Consider the following 20,482-nt stretch of genomic DNA (forward strand, 5'->3'; position numbering starts at 1 on the left):
TCATTCACGATGAAGAGGCTGTCTGATTTTGTGCTGCGGCTTTTTTCAGTTTGGCCAGTTTTTTATAAGGCCGTAAATAAAAGAGCGTGCAAAAAAAGAAGGCCACGCATAAGGTCACTTCCAGCCAGGCCAGCACGACTGAAAAACCTTTATCACTGGTGGCACGCACCAGGCCTTCGGTCAGGTACAGCAATATGAACATGGCTGACCATTGCATCGTGTAATTGCGTTGTTTGAGAATCCCGGGTAGCGGAATGAGCAAGGGCAGGGCCTTGAGCACCAGCCAGGAACCGCCGGGACGCACTGGTGCGAGCCAGAGTTCCCAGGCCACGCACAGTGCAATCAGTGCCAGCAGACTGATGGATGCGCCTAAAGAAAGCATTTTGGATGAAGTCATGCGCTCAATTTTAATGCGGTTCTGGCCAGTCGTTGACCTAAAGCCATGGCCAATTTGTGTTCATCGGCTTGCAGCGGCACATCGCCTTTACTGGTGGCGAGGTGCGAGGCGCCATAAGGTGTACCGCCAGAGCGGGTTGTCATCAGTTCGGGTTCGGAATAGGGCAGGCCAATCATGAACATGCCATGATGCAAGAGTGGCAGCATCATTGAGAGCAGTGTGGACTCCTGCCCACCATGCAGGCTGCCGGTCGAGGTAAAGACGCAGGCTGGTTTGCCACTGAGTGTGCCTGCCAGCCACGCGCTGGAGGTACTGTCGATAAAATATTTGAGTGGCGCGGCCATATTGCCAAAGCGGGTCGGTGAGCCCAGCGCCAGGCCGATGCATTCCTCCAGGTCGCGGGTTTCCACATAAGGTGGGCCGTCACTGGGTATGTCCGTTTCGGTGGCTTCGCAATTGGCAGAAACGGCAGGTACAGTGCGCAGGCGGGTGCTCACACCGGCAATGCTATCAATCCCTGCGGCAATGGCATAAGCCAATTCACGGGTGGCACCATGACGCGAGTAATACAGCACCAGAACTTCTTTCATGGTTTGGCGTCTTTCATTGGCAAGTCAAAAAAAGCTGAATTCATTTTCAATCCAAAAACATGCTTATTATGGGTGGTCAGCTGATGAGTCTGTCCATTACACTACAGCCCCTATGACTGATTATCTTCTCAAGAAACCTTTGCAATTATGGACGCTGCTGCAGCTGGTCCGCGAGCGCTTTCGCTCTGACCGGATTGCGCAGGTGGCCGGTAGCCTGACTTTTACCACGGTTCTGTCGATGGTGCCGATGCTGGCGGTAATCCTCGCCTTGTTTACTGCTTTTCCGGTCTTTAACAGCTTTCGCAGCCACATTCAGGATCTGCTCACCCAAAACCTGATGCCCGAAGCAGTCAGCACGCAAGTCATGAAGTATCTCAACCAGTTTGCGGCCAAGGCCAAGGGGCTGACGACCTGGGGTCTGGTGGGGGTGATGGTCACGGCCATCATCACCATGCTCACGGTGGATCGGGCGCTCAACGATTTATGGCATGTCAAAAAGCCGCGGCCCTTGCGCCAGCGGGTGCTGGTTTACTGGGCGGCATTGTCGTTGGGGCCGATTTTGATTGGTGGCAGTCTGAGCCTGACTTCTTATATTGCCTCCAAGTCGGGTAGTCTGGTGGCGCTCATGCCTGAAGTGTTCAACGAGTTGCTGTCGCTGATCCCGCTGGCGCTCACCACAGTGGCTTATGCCATGCTCTATACCTACGTGCCCAATTGCAAGGTGGAGCGCAAGCATGCCATTTTTGGTGGCGCGATTGCGGCCTTGCTGTTTGAAATCATGAAGCGGGGTTTTGCGCTTTACATCAAGAAGTTTCCGACGTACACCGCCGTCTATGGTGCCTTCGCAGCCGTGCCCATCTTTTTGTTGTGGGTTTATATGAGCTGGATGGTGACGCTGCTGGGTGCGGCCATCACTGCCGCTTTACCACAGGCCGCGGGTGGCACGCCACGGCGACGAGTTCGCAAGGAACCTGCCCATTTTTTCAATTTCAGTCTGCGTGGTAAACGCCATCGCAAACGAACCCGGCTGCGGTGATGATAGCGCTAATGATGATGTTGGGGGTATTCAAAATACCTCAATATTTACGCACTTGAGAGTGGTGGTTTTAATATATACCTATAGGGAGTACCAATCTTGATAGCCAATTCAGCCAGCACGTCGGCCACTGCTAGTGCAGCATCGTCAGCGCCGTCAGACTCACCTTTGTCGCCCTTGTTTCCTGCCTTGGAACCTTATGATTCCGGTTATCTGGCGCTGGACAATCTGCACGAAATGTACTGGGAAGTGTGTGGCAATCCGCAAGGCGTGCCCGTTGTCTTTTTGCATGGTGGCCCTGGTGGTGGCTGTTCGGCGGCTTCACGCCAGTTTTTTGATCCGGCCTATTACCGCATTGTGCTGTTTGACCAACGTGGTGCTGGCAAGTCCTTGCCGTTTGGTGAAATCTGTCAAAACACCACCGCGCATCTGGTCAATGATATCGAGCGCCTGCGCGATCATCTGGGCATTCATCAATGGCTGGTCTTCGGTGGTTCCTGGGGATCCACTCTGGCGTTGGCATATGGGCAGACGCATCCGGCGCGCTGTTTGGGCTTTATCCTGCGTGGCATCTTTTTGATTCGTCAGAGCGAAATCGACTGGTTCCTCTATGGCATGGGGCAATTTTTCCCCGAAGCCTGGCAAGCCTTTACCGACGGTATTCCTGATGAAGAGCGTGGTGATATTCTGGCGGCCTATGCAGATCGCCTGTTTGATGACAAAGATCCCGTCGGCGCGCAACGCTGGGCGCAAATCTGGAGTCGCTACGAAGGCAGTTGCGCCAATTTATTGCCAGCCGCCAGTGCGGCCACCGCAGCCCGCATGGCCAGTGATGAAGTCGCGCTCGCTTTGGCCAGGCTCGAATGCCATTACATGCAGCACACGGGTTTTATTGCCGAAGGCCAACTGCTGGAAAATCTGTCTGAAATCGCGCATTTGCCTGCCATCATCGTGCAAGGTCGTTATGACATGGTGTGTCCACCATCCACTGCTTGGGAACTGCATATGCGTTGGCCCGGCTCGCAATTGGTGATGGTGCCCGACGCTGGCCATTCCGCTTTTGAACCCGGTAATTGCCGCGCCCTGGTCACAGCTACCGAAGCCATGAAGTCCCGTATCAGCTGAGTTTTGTCATGCAATTTGCGGCCAACCTGTCCTTGCTTTATACCGAAGTGCCCGTATTGGCGCGTCCTGCCCTGGCTGCTGCCGATGGCTTTGCCGCTGCTGAAATCCAGTTTCCCTATGAAGTTGCTGCTGCCGATTTGCATCAAGCCTTATCCCATGCGGGTTTACCGCTGGTTTTGCACAATACCCCCAAAGGCCCGTGGGCTGATGATTTTGGTCTGGCTGCTGTGCCGGGCCGCGAAGCCGATTTTGCCGATGGCCTGCAACAAGCCATCGCCTACAGTCGGGTGCTGGGTAATCGGCTATTGCATGTCATGGCGGGCAAGGTGGATCAGCAAACCGGGGCTGCTGACGCTGCTCGTGCCACCTTTGTCGCCAACCTCAAACTGGCTTGTGTCGAGGCTGCCAAAGCCGGGCTGACGGTGGTCATTGAACCCATCAATACCCGCGATGTGCCTGGCTACTGGCTCAATTATCAGTCACAGGCTTTGAGTGTGATGGACGAAGTGGGTGCAGACAATCTCAAGCTGATGATGGATTTTTATCATGCGCAAATCATGGAAGGTGATCTGATCACACGGTTTCTGGCCAATCAGGCACGTATTGCCCATGTCCAGATCGCGGGTGTGCCAGCGCGTGGCGAGCCTGACGTCGGTGAAGTCGACTATCGCACCATTTTGGCGTTATTGGCCCGACATGACACCGGCATGATTGGGGCAGAATACAAGCCCAGCCGCGGTGCAGTGGTCAATGGCACCCATGATGGCCTGGCATGGATGAAAACCCTTACACATAATTTGCCCTGATTTGCCCTGGCAGGGTTTATTTATCTTGGGCTTTGGGCTAGCATGGAAGCCATCAGAAAAAAATAATCTTTCCACATTTCTACCTGAGGAATACCCATGAAAGTTGCTGACATTCTCAAGGTCAAGGGAACGACACTCTTTACCGTCACGCCTGAAACCCCATTGCGTTCCGCTGTGGAAGCCATGGCCGAACATGATATTGGCTCCCTGGTGGTCATGGAACATGGCGATCTGGTTGGTATGCTGACTTTTCGCGAAGTGATTTCCCAACTCAAGAAAAATCGTGGTGCAGTCGGCGATGTGCTGATTCGTTCCGTCATGGACGATCACCCCATGACCGTCACCATGGAAACCGAAGTCAACGAGTTGCGTCGTATCATGCTCGAAAAGCACGCCCGCTACATGCCCGTACTCGACAAACGCACCTTGATGGGTGTGGTGTCTTTCTACGACGTTGCCAAAGCCGTGATCGACGAACAAAACTTTGAAAACAAAATGCTCAAGGCCTATATCCGCGATTGGCCAGAAGAAGAAATCAGTGGTTGAATTTTTGAGTGAGTGGTACTGTTGACTACTCTTTCAATTGAACAAAAAGCCAGACTGAGTCTGGCTTTTTTGTTAGTTAATATTTAACCATTAATTGGATTAGGAACTCAAAATAAGATTTCGCGCAAAATCATCAAAGACGCAAAGATAAATTCAAGTAAGTTGCACTGTTTTTTTATTTGGGACCGTGTACTAGCCTGTCCAAGGCTATGTACTTGGTATTACCTTGATCCCATGCTTTTTCTTGGTGCTCTTTTGTGTCATGGTGGTGAAATGCTTTTGGCTTGGGATTTTCCTTGGTGAGCTGGGTGTCTTGGCGGTTCAAGATATTGATCGTTTTTATCGATTGGTACGATTTACCGTGTCCCATACAAGCGATCTCCCGCATCACCCAAGCCGGGCACGATATAGCCATGTTCATTGAGTTGGTCATCGACGGCGGTGGTATAGATGGCGATGTCTGGGTGGACGGTGGCGAGGGCGGTGATGCCTTCTGGCGCGGCGAGCAGGCAGGCGAATTTGATGGTGGTCGCGCCGCTTTGTTTAATGCGGGAGATGGCTGCAATTGCCGAGTTGCCGGTGGCGAGCATGGGGTCGACCACAATCACCAGGCGTTCGGCAATGTCTTCGGGCACTTTGTAGTAATACTCCACGGGCTGCAAGGTGTCGTGGTCACGATACAGGCCAATGTGGCCAACCCGCGCGGCGGGAATCAGCTCCAGCATGCCATCCAGAAAACCATTGCCTGCGCGCAGGATGGACACCAGACAAAGCTTTTTGCCGCTGATGACTGGCGCTTGCATGGTGGTGAGCGGCGTTTCAATGGCCGTGTATTGCAGTGGCAGGTCACGGGTGACTTCATAAGCCAGCGCATAGCTGATTTCCTTGAGCAGGCGCCGGAAGTTGTCGGTGGTGGTGTCCTTGTTGCGCATCAGCGTGAGCTTGTGGGCTATCAGCGGGTGGTTGAGTACCATCAGCGGTTGAGTCATGCGGGCTCCTGTTGGCTGGGCAATAAGTGCAATGCGAGATGATTGCGCTTCAAAGGTGGGCTGACTGTTTTGTACTGTGAATCGGCTGACTTGGCAAGTAGGTCTTGGGTTTATAGGTCCTCAGCTTGCTGATGCAATGCGTGCGGGATTTATGTAAATTTTAAATATGGCGAGCTGGATTAATCCGACGGTATTAGCCCTAAAACACCGTGCCATCTGACCAAATACTGAGCGGCGGATGACCACCCGGCCGCAGCGCTGCGGCAATCTTGCGACCAGCGCTCCAGCTGCCACCTTGCAGCATATGCGCGAGGGTAAATTCGCTATGACTCAATTTAAGTTCTTGCCTCACAGCACCGGCCAGGCGATCCAGTCCAATGACTGTCACGGCACGCCATTCCACGACAGCCGGGTGCTCCACCGATAAGGTTTGCCGTGGCAGGCTGGCGTCGCGCAGGCTGAGTAAACCCATATCAAGCAGCAGGCCACCATGACGATATTCCGGCAGGCCGGTCAATGCGTCCAGCCCGGTGACATGAATGCCCGCCTGCTGCAGCGGTTCTACCAAAGAATAAGTCAGCCATTGGCTCAGCAGATGAAATGGCACCAGTCCGTTGGTGATGTCACTGCTCTGCGCAGCCGGGTGATACCAGCAATCGCCCATGTTAATACCTTGCACTTGCAATCGATTTGGCCAGACATCGCTGAGTGCATGCAGCAGCGTTTGCAAAATGGTGGCGGCTGACAAACTGAGCGGTTGCGCCGAGGCGTTCAGGAATTTGCTGAGTGCCTTGGCTGCTGGTGTGGATGATGTCTTGCCAGACGGTGCAGCTTGTATGGTGGCCGCCTGCTGGCTTTTGGCCAGACGCCTGAAGTAGTCATACAGATTACCCAGACGGGCTGGTGCGCCAAAATATTCGGGCAGATTCTGCATGGCCAGACCCAGCTTTTGCAGCAGGCTGGCGCGACCTTCTATGCCAATCAAGGCATTGGCTGTGGTGACCTGAAATGCCTTGGCAATATTGAAGGGCGTGATATTGGCGAGCGCATCGGCATCGGCCCGCAAGGGATGTTGTTCATCTGCCGAAAAAGTACCTTTGGTAAACAGGTTCAGGCTAGCCACTGCCATGCCTTCGGAACGCCCGAGCTTTTGTTTGTTGACATAGTCCACGTATTGCCACGGTGAGCCAGCGCCTGCATCAAGCAGCACACTGGGGATGATCAGGTCGATCCGAATTCGCGCCAGCTCATCTTCGGGAACATCCAGCGAGCGCTGTAAACGTCCCCAACGATCCACATCACCCACCTCAAAATGACGCCAGCGGCTATACATGGGAATGTCCAGATCGGCGTAATCGGCACGGATGGTATCAATCACATACGCCGTCGTGGCGGGCAGGGCATTCGGTTGCCAGATGAAATAAGGGCTCAGGCCATCTTCCACATGCCGCATGACCTGCATGCAACGGCGTCGAATGGCATGCGCGTTGAGCAGGCTATCGGCCAGATTCACCATCTCCGGCAGACCCGGATTACTGCTCGAAGCCATGATCTGATTGAGCTTGTTCATGCCGCGTCCTCCTTGCGTCGCCGGTTTGGCGGGGTGTTGCTTTTGTTGGCATGGCCGTGTGTTAGCCGGGTTGAAGCACTGTCCTGTTGCAAAACGCTGGTTGAAAAAGCCAAGAATTGAAGCAATGCTGACAGCACCTGCCGGGTCGCTGAATGTCAGCAAGATTAAGGCCTGTTCTTAGCTTTAATATTAGCCTTTTAGCCCAACTTAGGTCTAAATGAGTATTTATGGACATGAATTATTTTTGATGGCTCCCACAATTGTTATGGTTTATGAGTCTAAAAATAGAATTAGAGGTTTTTACCAGTAATAGATACCTAACAATTACAATGCCAAGATATCAAATTTTTTGTTCAAGTTTACTGGGAGGTATGTAGATGGCAACTTATGCTATTTGGAATAATAAGGGAGGAGTTGGTAAGAGTTATCTTACTTTCCAAGTCGCTGCAGAATTTGCTTGCCAAAATCCGAATACTAAAGTCCTAGTTGTTGATCTGTGCCCCCAAGCCAATTCATCTTCAATGTTGTTAGGGGGAATGCTAAACGGTGAGGAAAAGTTAACTGAAATTCATACGAATATGCCCAGACTTACGATATCTGGATATTTTGAAGAGCGAATTAGAAGTCCCTATGTATCTCCTAACTCAGGTGCAAGATACATAACACATGTATCTAATTTAAATAGGCAGATGCCGGAGAACCTTTACCTTGTGGTGGGCGATGAGCAGTTAGAGCTTCAATCATCAAGGGTATCGAGCGCTACGAATCCGGGTCCTCAAGATGCCTGGAGAATTGTGCATTTGTGGGTTAAAGATCTTATAGAAGACATTCAAAAATATTGGAACAATGAAGCGAGTGTTGTGTTCATTGATTGCAATCCGAGTTTTTCAATTTATACGGAATTAGCTCTCACGGCAGCAGAGCGTCTTTTGATCCCGTTTTCTGCAGATGGCTCATCTAAAAGAGCTGTGAAAGCTGTTTTGTCTTTGATTTATGGAGTCACACGGCATCAAGGTGAACCTCAGTCCGAATTTTTCACAAACTCACAAAGATATAGAATGGCGTTGCCTCAGATTTATATGTATATCGGAAATCGTTTGACTCAAATGAATAAATCTTCTGCATCAGCTTTTAGAACCGTTGTTGAAGAAATTGGTGAAGAAATCTGGGGGGTTTGGCAAACAGCGCCTCAGCATTTTTGCGTTCATCCTAATGGCGCATCAACACCAAATAATAAACGCTCGTTTCGTCAAATGTTTCAATATGAAGTTAATGATGCCAATACTGCATCAGTCGTTTCAAGCGCGTTAGGTATCCCAATTTCTAGACTACAAGCTGGACAAAAAAGTGTAGCTGGAAGAATGATTTCAGTGAACATCTCGCAATTAGATAAGCAGGTTCCAAATCTAAAAAGACTTGTGCAAAACATTGAATAATAATGGCTAAAGTTTCAATCAACCTTCCGGCGTATCCACCCCATAGTTATGGCGCATGCGTAACTGTTTGGTTTGCAGATAACCGGCGTTGGCTGGATTGGGTTGGATCACTAAAGGAATCCGTTCCACGATGGTGATACCGGCATCTTCCAGCGCAGTGATTTTTTGGGGATTGTTGGTCAGCAGGCGAATGGAACAGATGCCGAGTTGTGCGAGCATGGCAGCAGCATCGTCATAGTTGCGGGCGTCGGCCGGATGGCCGAGTTGCAGATTGGCATCGACGGTATCCACGCCCTGGTCTTGCAGCGCATAGGCGCGGATTTTTTCGGCGATGCCAATGCCACGACCTTCATGGCCGCGTAAATAAAGCAGTACACCCTTACCGGCGGTCACAATGCGGGCGAGCGCTTCGTTGAGTTGTTCACCACAATCACAACGGCGTGAGCCGAACACATCGCCGGTCAGGCATTCGGAATGCATGCGCACCAGCACTGGTTCAGTGGGGGCGCTGGAAAAGTCGCCAACGGTGATGGCCAGATGTTCCTGGCCGTTGTCTTGTGAGCGAAAAGCGTGAGCGGTCAGATCGCCGTGCAGCGTGGGCAATAGCGATTGCGCTACCTTGACCATTGAAACCAGTTTGTCATTCATTCAATATTATTCTCAGGAAGTGGCGCGGGCAGGGCAGCACGATCGCCAACCCCTGCATTTTATAGGCATTTGAGTGACGGGGTTTGATGCGGGTGAAATGGTTTAATTTTGAGGCTCGTTGCAAAAGCTCAAAGCCAATTGGAACCGCCAAGACGTCAAGGAAAATCTCTAAGGTCAAAGGCATTTACCACAAAGACGCAAAGAGCACAAAGAAAAAATCAAGATGCTCGACTTTGACTGATGTCGATATCATCTTCTTAGTTTGATAAATGGAAGATCCAGGTTATTTATTGTTTAACAAGCAAAATCCCCCTAAGGTTTTTCTTCGTACTCTTTGTGTCTTTGTGGTTAAAGGTTTTAGCTTTTCTAGGTGTCCTGGCGGTTAAATAATGGTGTATTTTAAGGAGTATGTATAAAAACTATGCTTCTTAAGTGCTTAAGTAAAGGATCATTTTTTATACACTATACCAGTATATAAATAGATCGAAAGACTTATCCTAGCTGCCGATGAATCTGTCGGCATACACATCAATGGCTGCCAGGTGTTGCGCCTTGACCGAGGCGGGCAGGAACGAGGCTTCGATGGAATTTTTGGCCAGCTGTACCAGGTCGGCACGATTCAAGTGCAAGGCCTCGGTGATGGCGCGGTAATTGTCGGCCACATAACCACCAAAGTAGGAGGGATCGTCGGAGTTGACGGTCACGCACAAACCCTGGTCGAGCAGGTACTTGATTTTGTGCTCGGCCATGTTGCCGTAAACACAGAGTTTGACGTTGGATAGCGGGCAAACCGTCAGCGGCATGCGGCTCGCGGCCAGTCGTTGGACCAGCGCCGGGTCTTCAATGCAGCGCACGCCATGGTCGATGCGCGATACCTGCAAGACATCGAGCGCGCCGGTAATGTAGGCGGGCGGGCCTTCTTCGCCAGCGTGGGCCACCGTCAGCAAGCCCAGCTCGCGGGCGCGGGCAAACACTTGCGCAAATTTTTCGGGCGGATGACCGCGTTCGGAGGAATCTAGTCCGACCGCAGTAATTTTGTCCAGATGTGGCCGAGCCTGTTCGAGGGTGGCAAAGGCGGCTTCTTCGCTGAGATGACGCAAAAAACACATGATCAGCCGAAAGCTGATGCCCAGCTCCTGTTCACCTTGTTGCAGGGCACGCCAGATGCCATTGATCACTACCGCAAAGGGGATGCCGCGATCGGTGTGGGTTTGCGGATCAAAAAAGATTTCAGTGTGCACCACGCCATCGGCCTTGGCACGCAGCAGATAAGCCCAGGCGAGATCGTAAAAATCGTCTTCATCACGCAGTACAGCGGCACCGGCATAGTACAAATCCAAAAACGATTGCAGATCCGAAAAATCGTAGGCGGCACGCAAGGCTGTCACATCGGGGTAGGCCAGCGTCACGCCATATTTGGCGGCTTTGGCAAACGTCATTGCCGGCTCCAGCGAGCCTTCAATATGCAAATGCAACTCCGCCTTGGGCAAACCGGCAATAAAGTCCGAGTGTGATGATGTGGTCATGGCTATCTGCGTTAAAAATGGGTGAATCGGAAATGTGATGATGCGAATGATCATTAACTGCCAGGCGTCCTGGCCGTTAAGTTATAGATACCCTATTCATAGTGTACAAAAATCACCCTGCTGTGTGTGGTGAATGTGCCGTGTCAGCAAAAATTCAAATTGGGCCGGTGTTAAGATGTTTGCCATTCACTATTCACCGCTGCCCATGCCAGAGGCATCGTGTTTTCTGCAGGTTTGCCATGTCCGCCCCCATCGATTTACCGCCTGAATCTGATCCGTCAACACCGACGCTATCACCCACAACTCCCTTTGCCATTGCTGACTTTACCCGCTACTGGTTTGCCCGTGTGTTGGGACTGATTGCCGGGCAGATTCAGGTAGTCGCTACTGGTTGGCAGATGTATGAGTTGACCCATAGTGTGATGGACCTGGGCTGGGTGGGCTTTGCGCAGTTTTTGCCCGGGGTGCTGCTGGTGATGGTGGTGGGGCAGGTGGCTGATCATTTTGATCGCCGCATGATTGCTTTCATCACGACCTTTATCGATGTGCTGGGCCTGCTGGTGTTTGCCATTGGCAGCTGGCAGGGCTGGTTGTCGCGTGAATGGATTTTTGTCCTGGCGTTTGTGTCGGGCTGTACCCGCGCCTTCAAATTTCCGGCGCTTTCGGCTTTATTGCCGGGGCTGGTTGGGCCTGCCCTGTTGCCCAAGGCGATTGCCTTGTCTTCGTCGGCCAGTGAATCAGGCTTTATTGTTGGCCCGGCATTGGGTGGGTTCTTATACATGGCCGGTGCCGATGTCACGTATTTCATCGCTGCTTTGCTGTGTGCGATTTCCGCCATCTTGTTTGCGTTGATGCGTCCTGTCAAACGCAAGGCAGCCACCCAGCCGGTCAGCCTGCAGACCCTGTTTGCGGGTATCCACTTCATTCGCAGCAAACCGATTGTGCTGGGAGCCATTTCACTTGACTTGTTTGCCGTATTGCTTGGTGGTGCGGTCGCCATGCTGCCCGTCTTTGCCAAAGATATTTTGCATGTGGGACCCTGGGGGCTGGGCTTATTGCGCTCGGCGCAATCAGTCGGGGCCTTGTCGATGGCGCTGTATCTGGCGCGTCATCCATTTGGTGTTGGCGTGGGCAAAATCATGTTCAGATCGGTCGCAGTGTTTGGCATGGCGACCGTGGTGTTTGCGCTGTCGCGTGTCTGGTGGCTGTCATTTCTGGCGCTGTTTGTTCTGGGGGCGTCCGACAATATCAGCGTGGTGATTCGCTCTTCACTGGTACAGCTTGAAACGCCCGACGATATGCGCGGTCGTGTCAGTGCCGTCAATGCGCTCTTTATTGGTACATCCAATCAGCTTGGTGAATTTGAATCTGGCCTCACTGCTGCCCTGTTTGGCCTGGTGCCCTCCGTCGTGCTCGGTGGGGTAGGCACCATATTGGTGGTTGCGCTTTGGATGAAGTTTTTTCCAGAGCTGGTTAAGCTGGAAAAGCTGGAAGGTAAGGGGCATTGAGACTGAGTCAGTCATCTTGGTTTTTTGGTTGAGTAAGCGCTGGTTCAAAACGTCTGAATCAAGATGTCTGAAAAAATAGGTACAGTTTTTCAATACCCTCAACCCAATAGCAACTTCACCACCAGCCCCACCAGGGCGCAGCCAATAATTACCTGGATTACCGAGCGTTTAAAGCGAAATAGTGCAATGGCGGCAGCCAGTGCAATCACGATGGCGACAATGTCAATTTGACCACTGAAGCCTTGCGGCCAGAACAGATGGTAGGCAAAAAACAGGGCGAGGTTGACGATTACCCCGACCACGGCGGCGGTGATGGCAGTGAGTGGTGCGGTGAAGTGCAGATCATTGTGGGTGGTTTCAATCAAGGGGCCACCGGCCAAAATGAAGATGAAGGAGGGCAAAAAGGTGAACCAGGTGACCAGAATGGCGGCCATTGCACCGGCCATGAAAAGGTGTTCGCCACCCAATAGTGCTTGCATTTGCGTACTTTGAAAGCCGCCAGCAAAACCCACAAACGCCACGACCATAATCAGCGGGCCGGGCGTGGTTTCACCCAGTGCCAGACCATCCATCATCTGGGTGGGCGACAGCCAACCATAATGAGTCACCGCGCCTTGGTACACATAGGGCAATACGGCATAGGCACCGCCAAAGGTGAGCAGTGCTGCCTTGGTAAAAAACCAACCCATCTGAGTGAGGGTGTGTGACCAACCCAGGGTGGCAGTCAACAAACCAAGCGGTATGGCCCATAGCAGCAAGCCGCTGGCCAATACCTTGACCAGATTTTGCCAGCGCCATTGTGCATGGGCCGGGGTGGGTGTGTCGTCATCGATCCAGGCGGGGCCATATGATGCGTTGGCCTTGCCATGGCCACTGCCGGTTGTAAAGTTTTCGGGGGTAATGCGACCACCCAGATAACCAATCAATGCTGCTGCCAGCACAATCAAGGGGAAGGGCAGCTTAAGTGCAAAAATGGCGATAAAAGCAGCAATGGCCAGGCTCCATAACCAACCGTTTTTAAGGGTGCGGCCGCCAATGCGTACGGCCGCCTGGATCACAATGGCCGTGACAGCGGGTTTGATGCCATAAAACAAACCAGCCACCATGGGTACTTGGCCAAAAGCCAGGTCAATCCATGACAGTCCGATCAAAATGAACAGCGAGGGCAGCACAAACAAGCCGCCTGCAACGATACCACCCCAGGTTTTGTGCATCAGCCAGCCAATATAGGTGGCAAGCTGCTGGGCTTCGGGCCCGGGCAGCACCATGCAGTAATTGAGTGCGTGCAAGAAGCGTCGTTCTGAAATCCAGCGACGCCGTTCCACCAGTTCCTGATGCATGATGGCAATTTGTCCGGCGGGTCCGCCAAAGCTGATGAAGCCAAGTTTGAGCCAGAATTGCAGGGCCTGCCATAAGCTGATCGGGGCGGGCGGGTGGTCAGGGGAAGGAACTGAGCGGGTGTTCATGATGGGGAAGGTTCTTTTTGAAAGGTGGCAAGCAGGCCGTCAAACAGGCCACAGGCACTGGCCAGAAGTTGGTCGTCATCGGTCTGTGTGGTTCGCAAACCGGCCAGGACGCTTTCAACGCCTGCTGCTTCGGGTAATGGGGGGCTGCCGCCAATGTCGAGGTAGTGCACCAGTGTGCCAAGTCGCTTGAGCGCAGGTTGTTGCAGCGCAAAGCTGGCCAGTAGCACTTCAAAGGTGACGTGGTGAGCTGTGTGGCTGAAGGTGGCACCATCAAAGTCAAAACCCAGTGCATCGGCTGGGCAGTCACTGGGTGTGTTCAGCCAGAGCACAATAGCATGCGGGTCGATGAAGCGTCGGATCAGCCAGGCACTGGCCAGCCGATCAACCCATGGTCGTTGCCGGGTTGCCCAGGTACGACCCTGATATTGACTGATCAACCGTGGCGTGATTGTGATGGCAACGGCTTGCGGTTCATCCTGTGTCAGAGTGCGGGCCAGCGTCTGCTCCAGTGTTTGCAGGGCTGTCTCGGCCTGCGACTGGCTGGTAGTTGGAAAATAATCAATCGCTACAAGACTGCTAAAGGTCTTGCGCAGTTTGCGGATTGGTTTGAGCAGGGCGGGGGCGCTGTCAATGGTCAGGAGATCATGCAGTTTTGCCAGTTCGGCCAGCAGCATTGCATAATCTTCTGAGCGGTCAAACAGGGCAATCAAGTCATGTTCGATCGGTTCTTCAATCCGTAAAAGATACGCGGTACCGCCACTTGCCTGAACGTCAGCGGCGATTGTTTGCAATGTTGTCTGGCAGGATGCCTGTTGCGGCAATAGATAGACACCATCACGCAATACGCCAACACCGCAAGCCTTGAGCGCGCGCCAGATCCGCATGCGTGCAGTAGCATTTTCGGTGGGTAGGGTGGTGATGAGGAGTAGCCAATTATTCATGTCGCTGATTCTACATTTTTTTGTTGATTAATCTACTTTATTTTTGTGGCGTGAACGTTATGCCACCGTGATCGGCAGTTTGCATAAAATCGGCATGAAGGGAAGACATGATGCAACCCATGAAGAAAATCGTGGTGTTCCATTGGGTGGGATTCAGGATGGTGGTTGTATCCATGACATCATCAAGGATGCTGTTGAATAGCTGGCTTTCTTGTGGTTTTAATAAAAAATAAGGAGTATGTATTTAAAATGGTGTTGTCAGGTAAATAAATAAAGGCTCTTTTTTTATACGGTGGGGTAGTATATTTTAAGATTTTTTGAATCTGTTTGATCCAATCATGCCGGTCGATCGGTGGTGCAGTTAATATTGCTGTTGATTGCCGTTGATATGTCAGGCTCATGAAATGCGTGTGCTGATCGGCACCGACTGAAAAAATACCAGAGAAGCAGCAAGGGATCGACAATGGAAAGTGATTATTTATGGATAGTGCTGGCTACGGGCATCTTGGGCTGGGCTTTGTACGCCCGTCCCTGGGAAGTGTTGCTGCAACCTGAACGCCAGCATCTGACCTTTGGCGCGATGGTGCTGACGGCCTTGATGTGGGTGGTGCGGGTACATTTTCCTGGCCCCTGGGGGCAGCTTAACGCGATGGATCTGCCGATTCAGATGTCGGGTGCCGCATTACTCACCGCCATGTTGGGGCTGCGTCCGGCCCTGATTGTGCTGGCTTGCGCCTGTGCGATTTCCAGCGTGGTTCTGGATGGTGATGTGCAACAGTCTGCTTATTGGTTTGTCTGGCTGGCGGCAGTACCAGCATTTTTGGCAGCGGGGTTGAATCGTATACTCGTGAAGTTTCTGCCGCACAATCCCTTCATTTTTATTTTGGGACATGGTTATTTTGGTGGCTTGCTCAGTGTGGCGATTGGTCGTTTGCTGGCCTATGGCTGGCTCTTGTATGAGCAGGGGAGAGTGGGTTTTCCGCCGCTGGATACGCTGGCCTCTTCCGTGGCAATGGGGTTTGCCGAGGGTTTTATCACCGGCTTGCTGCTGGCGGTGTTTGTGGCACATCGGCCGCAATGGGTGCCGACTTTCGATGATGCGGATTATCTGAATCGCTGATTGAGCTGTGCAATGTGCTGCCCAATCAGGGTAGTATCGAACCGGCATGCTTATTCAAAAATTCAATATGATGAATGAATCAGGTCGGATGAACCAGCTTCAGGTCAGCAACACCAGCTTGCCAAGGGTTTGACGTGACGACATGGCAGCATGAGCCTGCCGCGCTTCGGCTAACGGATACCGGCCGCCAATATGTACCTTGAGCTTGCCATTGACAGCCAGATCAAACAGTACCGTCAGATCATTTTGCACGATATCAGGTGTTAATAAAGGCACCAGTGCAAAGCCGCGCAGTGATTGATTTTTGAAGATCATCGACAGGAGTTCCGGTACACCCAGGGCAAATGAGTGGATATTGAGCGCGCCAAAGATCACCAGCGTCCCACCAGTCCCCAGCGTCTGCAGACTGTCCCGGGTGATCTGGCCGCCGACGGATTCATAAATGATATCCGGGCCTTTGCCATTGGTGATGACGTTGAGTTGTTCCAACCAGTTGTTGGCACTGTAGTCGAGTGCATGATCGGCTCCCAATGAAATAGCCAGCGCGCATTTTTCAGGAGCGCTGGCGGCCGCGATGACCTTGCTTGCACCGGCGTGTCTGAGCAGTTGAATCAACAATGAACCCACCCCACCTGCGGCTGCGTTGACCAGTACGGTCTTGCCTGAAACCGGCGTTGTGCGTGTCAATGCCAGGGCAGACAGGCCTTGTACTTGCAAAGCCAGGGCGGCATCGTCTGCCAGACCAGCCGGAATAGGGACAAGATACTTGGTATCCAGTGTCACATAATCGGCGTAGCCACCAAAGAACTGACCCACGGCAAAGAGCGGTGCCGCCACCCGCTGATCCAATTCCCAGCCATGGGCTGCTACTGCCACTGTGCCTGCCACTTCACAACCCAGAATGGAAGGCAAAGGCGGGGTCATGGCATAACGGTTTTCCCGCATCAGGGTTTCGGCAAAGTTGATGCCGGCGCTGCTGACTTTGACCAAAACCTGCCCGGGATCAGGCACAGGAATAGGTGTTTCAGTGAGTTGCAGAACTTCAGGACCACCAAATTGATGAATCTGTATCGCACGCATGCTTGACCTTTCAGAAGTATGTAAACAGGCTTCAGTCTAGGGTAGTAGACTATCCGGTAACTACCGACCAATGACCGTCATACATACTAAAAAGTCTGTAGGTAAGGAGCAGAAAACTCGGCATGATGCATGCCATTATTCAAAGGTCCGAGTATGAAAAAACCTGTTAAACATTTACCGATGCTGCCTGCCGAGCGTGCGCTCAAGGTGATCTCGGGACGCTGGAAAGCGATCATTCTCTATCAGCTTTTTGAAGGTGCAAAACGGCTTTCAGAGTTAAACCGGCTGGTGCCGCATATCAGCCAAAAGGTGTTGATCCAGCAATTGCGCGAGATGGAAGAACATGGCTTGGTACATCGCGAGATTTATCCTCAAGTGCCGCCGAGGGTGGACTATTCGGCGACGCCGCTGGGCATGAGTCTGGAGCCCATTCTGCTCACGCTTTGTGAGTGGGGTAGACATCATGCCAGTGAGCTGGACGAGTTGGACCGGTTGGCCGACTGCCCAATTGTGGTGAGTGATTCAGCGCTTGAAAAGCGTGATGAAATGACGTCGTCGGTGTAGGGGCAGCAGACTACTTGCGGCTAGATTACTACGGCTTACTTACCAGGCATTAAACCGGATCGACATGGGTCATCACATTCATCACCTGATGCTGCTTGAGAACCATGTCACGTACCGCCAGCGCAATATCATGGCCTTGCCGAACCGACTGATCGGCGGCCACTTCAATATGCACGTCCACCAGTAATTGGTCACCCATTTTGCGCGTCCGCAAGTCATGGGCACCAATCACGCCAGGTACGGCACGAATGGTCGTGGCAATGCGTGCCAGCTCTTCTTCGTCGGCTGAGCGATCCATCAGCACATGGAGCGACTCCCAGGCAAACTCAAAACCCATCTTGCCGATCATCAAACCAACAACCAATGCCGCCACTGGATCAAGCAGTGGGTAGCCAAACAGGTTGCCAATGATTCCCAGAGCCACCAGCAAGGAGGATGCGGCATCCGAACGGGCATGCCAGGCATTGGCGGTCAGCAGGGTCGATTTGACACGTACTGCCTGCGCCAGCATATAGCGAAACAGACCTTCCTTGGCAAAGAGTGCCGCTATCGCCACCCACAGGGCAATCTGTCCAACCTTGGGAATCGTTTCCGGGTCTTGCAATTTGATGAGCGCGCTATAAAGCATACCGACCCCGACGGCGAGGAGCATCAATCCTAGAAAAAAGGCGGCTGCATTTTCATAGCGTTGGTGTCCATAGGGGTGATCATGATCGGCCGCTTTCTGACTATGCTTATTGGCAAACAGCACCACAAAGTCGGACAGTAGATCGGACAGGGAATGAATCCCGTCGGCTATCAGTCCTTGTGAGTGAGCGAGCACACCGCACAATACCTGGGCAATGGTGAGTAGCAGATTGACCGCCACGCTGACCCAGGTGCTTTTTTTGGCTACCTGGTCGCGCAGGGTGGGATCGATGTCGTCATCCAGATCATGCAAATTATCGCGCTGTGTCATTCCTGTTTACCTTGGCATTGCTGATTGCCTACAGTGTAAATGATTGTGAAGCCGCCTGAGCAGGCGGTAAACCGTTAATGACGGGGTGACGTTATGGAGGCTCAGGCGAACTGATTCAAATTTCCAGATCGTTGATTTGAATTGGCACTCCTGCATTCAAGACGGTCCAGCAAACTGTCCGGAATCCAGCAAGGCCATGAATGCGGATCAGTTGTTGTGGGACGACTGATCCGCAATATGGTGTTTTATTGTTGGATGTTTGGTTAAGTGTTCAAAGTATCGCGGCCAAGCCAAGTCGGTTCATCACATGCCGGGTCATTCCCAGGGCGAGTTCCTGTTCGCCCATGAATACTTTACCAATGGCTTCCTTCTCCAAGAGTTTGGTTTCAGCTTCATTATGGCTGCGCATGATCACTTCAATCGTTGGATTGAGTGTGCGTGCAATGCTGGCCATTTGGCGAACCTGCAAAGTCTCCGGTGTGGCAATCACCAACATGCTGGCCTTGGCAATATGCGCTTGCACCAGCACGGTGGGATCTGCGGCATCACCACTCACTGCTGCAATCTTTTGGTTGCGTAACTTTTCAACCAGCTCGCGATTTTGTTCGGCAACCACCAAGGGAATATGGTGCAGCTGTAATTGCTGGGCGATTTGTCGACCAACCCGGCCATAACCGACCAGTACCACATGTCCTTGCAGGTGCGCTGGGTCAGTCTGTATCGGCAAGGCTGCCATGGCATCGGTGCGTAGCGACAGTTTGCGTGCCCAGGCAAAGTGTCGGCTTAACCAGTCTTGCAATGGGGCAATCAGATTGAACATGAGACTGTTGAAGGCAATGGATAAAATGGCACCAGCCAGAATCAGGCTTTGCCCGGCCTTGGGCAGCATGCCCAGACTGACCCCCAGTCCAGCCAGAATGAACGAGAACTCACCAATCTGCGCCAGACTGACACCGACTATCAGTGCGGTGCGTAATGGGTAGCCAAAAGCCAGCGCCAACAATAACGCAGCCAGGGTTTTGCCAAGCATGATAATGGCGACCACGATGAGCACTTTGAGTGGTTCTTGCAGCAGAATGTGATAGTCAAACAGCATCCCGACTGAGACAAAAAACAGCACGGCAAACGCATCACGCAATGGCAATGATTCTGCTGCAGCGCGATGACTGTAGGGGGACTCGCGCATCATCATGCCCGCAAAAAAAGCGCCAAGAGCAAATGACACATCAAACAATTTGGCTGATAAAAAAGCGACGCCTACTGCGGCAGCAATCACGCACAAGGTGAACAGTTCCCGCGAGCCACTGCTGGCCACCAGCCATAACAGTCGTGGAAAAAAGCGTCGCCCTAGTACCAGCATGAGCAGCATGAAGGCGGTGACTTTTGCCAGTGTTTTAGTCAGTTCCCAGCCAATGTTGCTGTCAGCCAGATTGGCGCCTTCCTAGTATAACATGCCAAAGGCAGGTAGCAATACCAGTACGAGCACCATGACCAGGTCTTCCACTACCAGCCAGCCGACAGCAATCCGGCCATTGGCAGAATCCAGCGCGCCGCGTGCTTCGAGCGCTCGTAACAAGACCACGGTACTGGCAACTGATAGGGCAAGACCGAATACCAGTGCCGCATCAAAACGCCAGCCCCACAATATGGCGGTGCCAATACCAAGTAGTGTGGCGGTGGCAATTTGCACCAGCGCGCCAGGTATGGCGATCTTGCGTACGGCCAGTAGATCATCCAATGAAAAATGCAGGCCGACGCCAAACATCAAGAGCATGACGCCAATTTCAGCCAATTGACTGGCCAGCTGAATGTCGGCGACAAAGCCAGGGGTGTAGGGACCGATCATCACACCGGCGAGTAAATAGCCTACCAGTGGTGGCATTTTGAGTCGCGCGCAGATAAACCCTAAAATCAGCGCCAAGCCCAGGCCTGCAGCAATGGTGGAAATCAGGCTGACATCATGTGGCATGGGTACTCCAAAGAAATGTATGATGGAAATATATGACAAAAGCGACGCACATAATGCACGACAACACACTATAGCGGTTTGTCATGGTAATAAAAACAGGGGATGGCAAGTGAGAGTGCTCTGGGACAGCTAAGTTCCATCGCAGTCAATTGGTCAGGCCATGATGACAACGGCATCGCCTGTGCTTACGATGAGTGCTTGAAAATA

18 protein-coding genes and 1 pseudogene are annotated in these 20,482 nt (G+C 52.3%); 8 read left to right on the top strand and 11 right to left on the bottom strand.

Annotated elements, in window-relative coordinates:
- Positions 1-4 precede the first annotated feature (4 nt).
- Both ACMYR3_RS04835 and wrbA read right to left on the bottom strand, forming a co-directional pair.
- Positions 5-397 (bottom strand): DUF2069 domain-containing protein, encoded by a 393-nt coding sequence (locus tag ACMYR3_RS04835; protein ID WP_424195047.1) that lies wholly within the window; start codon positions 395-397, stop codon positions 5-7.
- A complete protein-coding gene (gene wrbA, locus ACMYR3_RS04840; protein WP_424195048.1) occupies positions 394-987 on the bottom strand; it encodes an NAD(P)H:quinone oxidoreductase in 594 nt (197 codons plus the stop codon). The genes ACMYR3_RS04835 and wrbA overlap by 4 nt, the downstream gene beginning before the upstream one ends.
- Positions 988-1,099: 112 nt before the next feature.
- On the opposite strand from wrbA, the gene ACMYR3_RS04845 reads away from it, so the two are divergent.
- The 4 genes from ACMYR3_RS04845 (at position 1,100) to ACMYR3_RS04860 (ending at position 4,500) form a co-directional block, all read left to right on the top strand.
- Positions 1,100-2,023, top strand: coding sequence for a YihY family inner membrane protein (locus tag ACMYR3_RS04845; RefSeq protein WP_424195050.1), 924 nt, complete (start codon positions 1,100-1,102; stop codon positions 2,021-2,023).
- 99 nt (positions 2,024-2,122) lie between these two features.
- Positions 2,123-3,148 carry a prolyl aminopeptidase gene (gene pip, locus ACMYR3_RS04850; protein ID WP_424195052.1) on the top strand — a complete coding sequence of 342 codons (1,026 nt, stop codon included), beginning with the start codon at positions 2,123-2,125 and terminating at the stop codon, positions 3,146-3,148.
- 8 nt (positions 3,149-3,156) lie between these two features.
- On the top strand, positions 3,157-3,954 hold the full coding sequence (locus ACMYR3_RS04855; RefSeq protein WP_424195054.1) for a hydroxypyruvate isomerase family protein: 798 nt from the start codon (positions 3,157-3,159) through the stop codon (positions 3,952-3,954).
- 96 nt (positions 3,955-4,050) lie between these two features.
- Positions 4,051-4,500 carry a CBS domain-containing protein gene (locus tag ACMYR3_RS04860; RefSeq protein WP_424195056.1) on the top strand — a complete coding sequence of 150 codons (450 nt, stop codon included), beginning with the start codon at positions 4,051-4,053 and terminating at the stop codon, positions 4,498-4,500.
- A 356-nt stretch (positions 4,501-4,856) separates the two neighbouring features.
- Here the strand turns inward: ACMYR3_RS04860 and upp are convergent, their stop codons facing one another.
- Positions 4,857-5,489 (bottom strand): uracil phosphoribosyltransferase, encoded by a 633-nt coding sequence (gene upp / locus ACMYR3_RS04865; RefSeq protein ID WP_424195058.1) that lies wholly within the window; start codon positions 5,487-5,489, stop codon positions 4,857-4,859.
- A 199-nt stretch (positions 5,490-5,688) separates the two neighbouring features.
- On the bottom strand, positions 5,689-7,221 hold the full coding sequence (locus ACMYR3_RS04870; protein ID WP_424195060.1) for a DUF1688 family protein: 1,533 nt from the start codon (positions 7,219-7,221) through the stop codon (positions 5,689-5,691).
- A gap of 215 nt (positions 7,222-7,436) precedes the next feature.
- Between ACMYR3_RS04870 and ACMYR3_RS04875 the strand changes: the two genes are divergently transcribed.
- A complete protein-coding gene (locus ACMYR3_RS04875) occupies positions 7,437-8,495 on the top strand; it encodes a ParA family protein (protein WP_424195062.1) in 1,059 nt (352 codons plus the stop codon).
- Positions 8,496-8,513: 18 nt separating this feature from the next.
- Here the strand turns inward: ACMYR3_RS04875 and ribA are convergent, their stop codons facing one another.
- Complete coding sequence (gene ribA / locus ACMYR3_RS04880) at positions 8,514-9,143, bottom strand: GTP cyclohydrolase II (protein WP_424195064.1); 630 nt, start codon at positions 9,141-9,143, stop codon at positions 8,514-8,516.
- Positions 9,144-9,640: 497 nt separating this feature from the next.
- Positions 9,641-10,669, bottom strand: a complete 1,029-nt coding sequence (locus ACMYR3_RS04885) for an adenosine deaminase (RefSeq protein WP_424195066.1) — start codon at positions 10,667-10,669, stop codon at positions 9,641-9,643.
- A 239-nt stretch (positions 10,670-10,908) separates the two neighbouring features.
- Between ACMYR3_RS04885 and ACMYR3_RS04890 the strand changes: the two genes are divergently transcribed.
- On the top strand, positions 10,909-12,177 hold the full coding sequence (locus tag ACMYR3_RS04890; protein ID WP_424195068.1) for an MFS transporter: 1,269 nt from the start codon (positions 10,909-10,911) through the stop codon (positions 12,175-12,177).
- 98 nt (positions 12,178-12,275) lie between these two features.
- On the opposite strand, the gene chrA is transcribed toward ACMYR3_RS04890, so the two are convergent.
- The gene (gene chrA / locus ACMYR3_RS04895) at positions 12,276-13,643 is read right to left on the bottom strand and encodes a chromate efflux transporter (RefSeq protein ID WP_424195070.1); all 1,368 of its coding nucleotides are present in this window, start codon (positions 13,641-13,643) and stop codon (positions 12,276-12,278) included.
- Positions 13,640-14,584, bottom strand: a complete 945-nt coding sequence (locus ACMYR3_RS04900; protein WP_424195072.1) for a chromate resistance protein ChrB domain-containing protein — start codon at positions 14,582-14,584, stop codon at positions 13,640-13,642. The genes chrA and ACMYR3_RS04900 overlap by 4 nt, the downstream gene beginning before the upstream one ends.
- A 463-nt stretch (positions 14,585-15,047) precedes the next feature.
- Here ACMYR3_RS04900 and ACMYR3_RS04905 point away from each other — a divergent pair, with 463 nt between their 5' ends.
- Entirely contained in the window at positions 15,048-15,704 is a 657-nt protein-coding gene (locus ACMYR3_RS04905) for a hypothetical protein (protein WP_424195074.1), read from the top strand.
- Between the two features lie 99 nt (positions 15,705-15,803).
- On the opposite strand, the gene ACMYR3_RS04910 is transcribed toward ACMYR3_RS04905, so the two are convergent.
- On the bottom strand, positions 15,804-16,784 hold the full coding sequence (locus tag ACMYR3_RS04910; protein ID WP_424195076.1) for a quinone oxidoreductase family protein: 981 nt from the start codon (positions 16,782-16,784) through the stop codon (positions 15,804-15,806).
- Between the two features lie 153 nt (positions 16,785-16,937).
- Between ACMYR3_RS04910 and ACMYR3_RS04915 the strand changes: the two genes are divergently transcribed.
- Positions 16,938-17,348: a winged helix-turn-helix transcriptional regulator gene (locus ACMYR3_RS04915; RefSeq protein WP_424195078.1), complete on the top strand. Its 411-nt coding sequence runs from the start codon at positions 16,938-16,940 to the stop codon at positions 17,346-17,348.
- A gap of 49 nt (positions 17,349-17,397) precedes the next feature.
- Here ACMYR3_RS04915 and ACMYR3_RS04920 read toward each other — a convergent pair whose 3' ends face one another.
- Together ACMYR3_RS04920 and ybaL are read right to left on the bottom strand one after the other, a co-directional pair.
- Positions 17,398-18,306: a cation diffusion facilitator family transporter gene (locus tag ACMYR3_RS04920; protein WP_424195080.1), complete on the bottom strand. Its 909-nt coding sequence runs from the start codon at positions 18,304-18,306 to the stop codon at positions 17,398-17,400.
- Between the two features lie 271 nt (positions 18,307-18,577).
- Positions 18,578-20,275 (bottom strand): annotated as a pseudogene (gene ybaL / locus ACMYR3_RS04925) (YbaL family putative K(+) efflux transporter).
- Between the last annotated feature and the right edge of the window lie 207 nt (positions 20,276-20,482).

Source organism: Ampullimonas aquatilis (assembly GCF_049675895.1).
GTDB lineage: Bacteria > Pseudomonadota > Gammaproteobacteria > Burkholderiales > Burkholderiaceae_D > Ampullimonas > Ampullimonas aquatilis.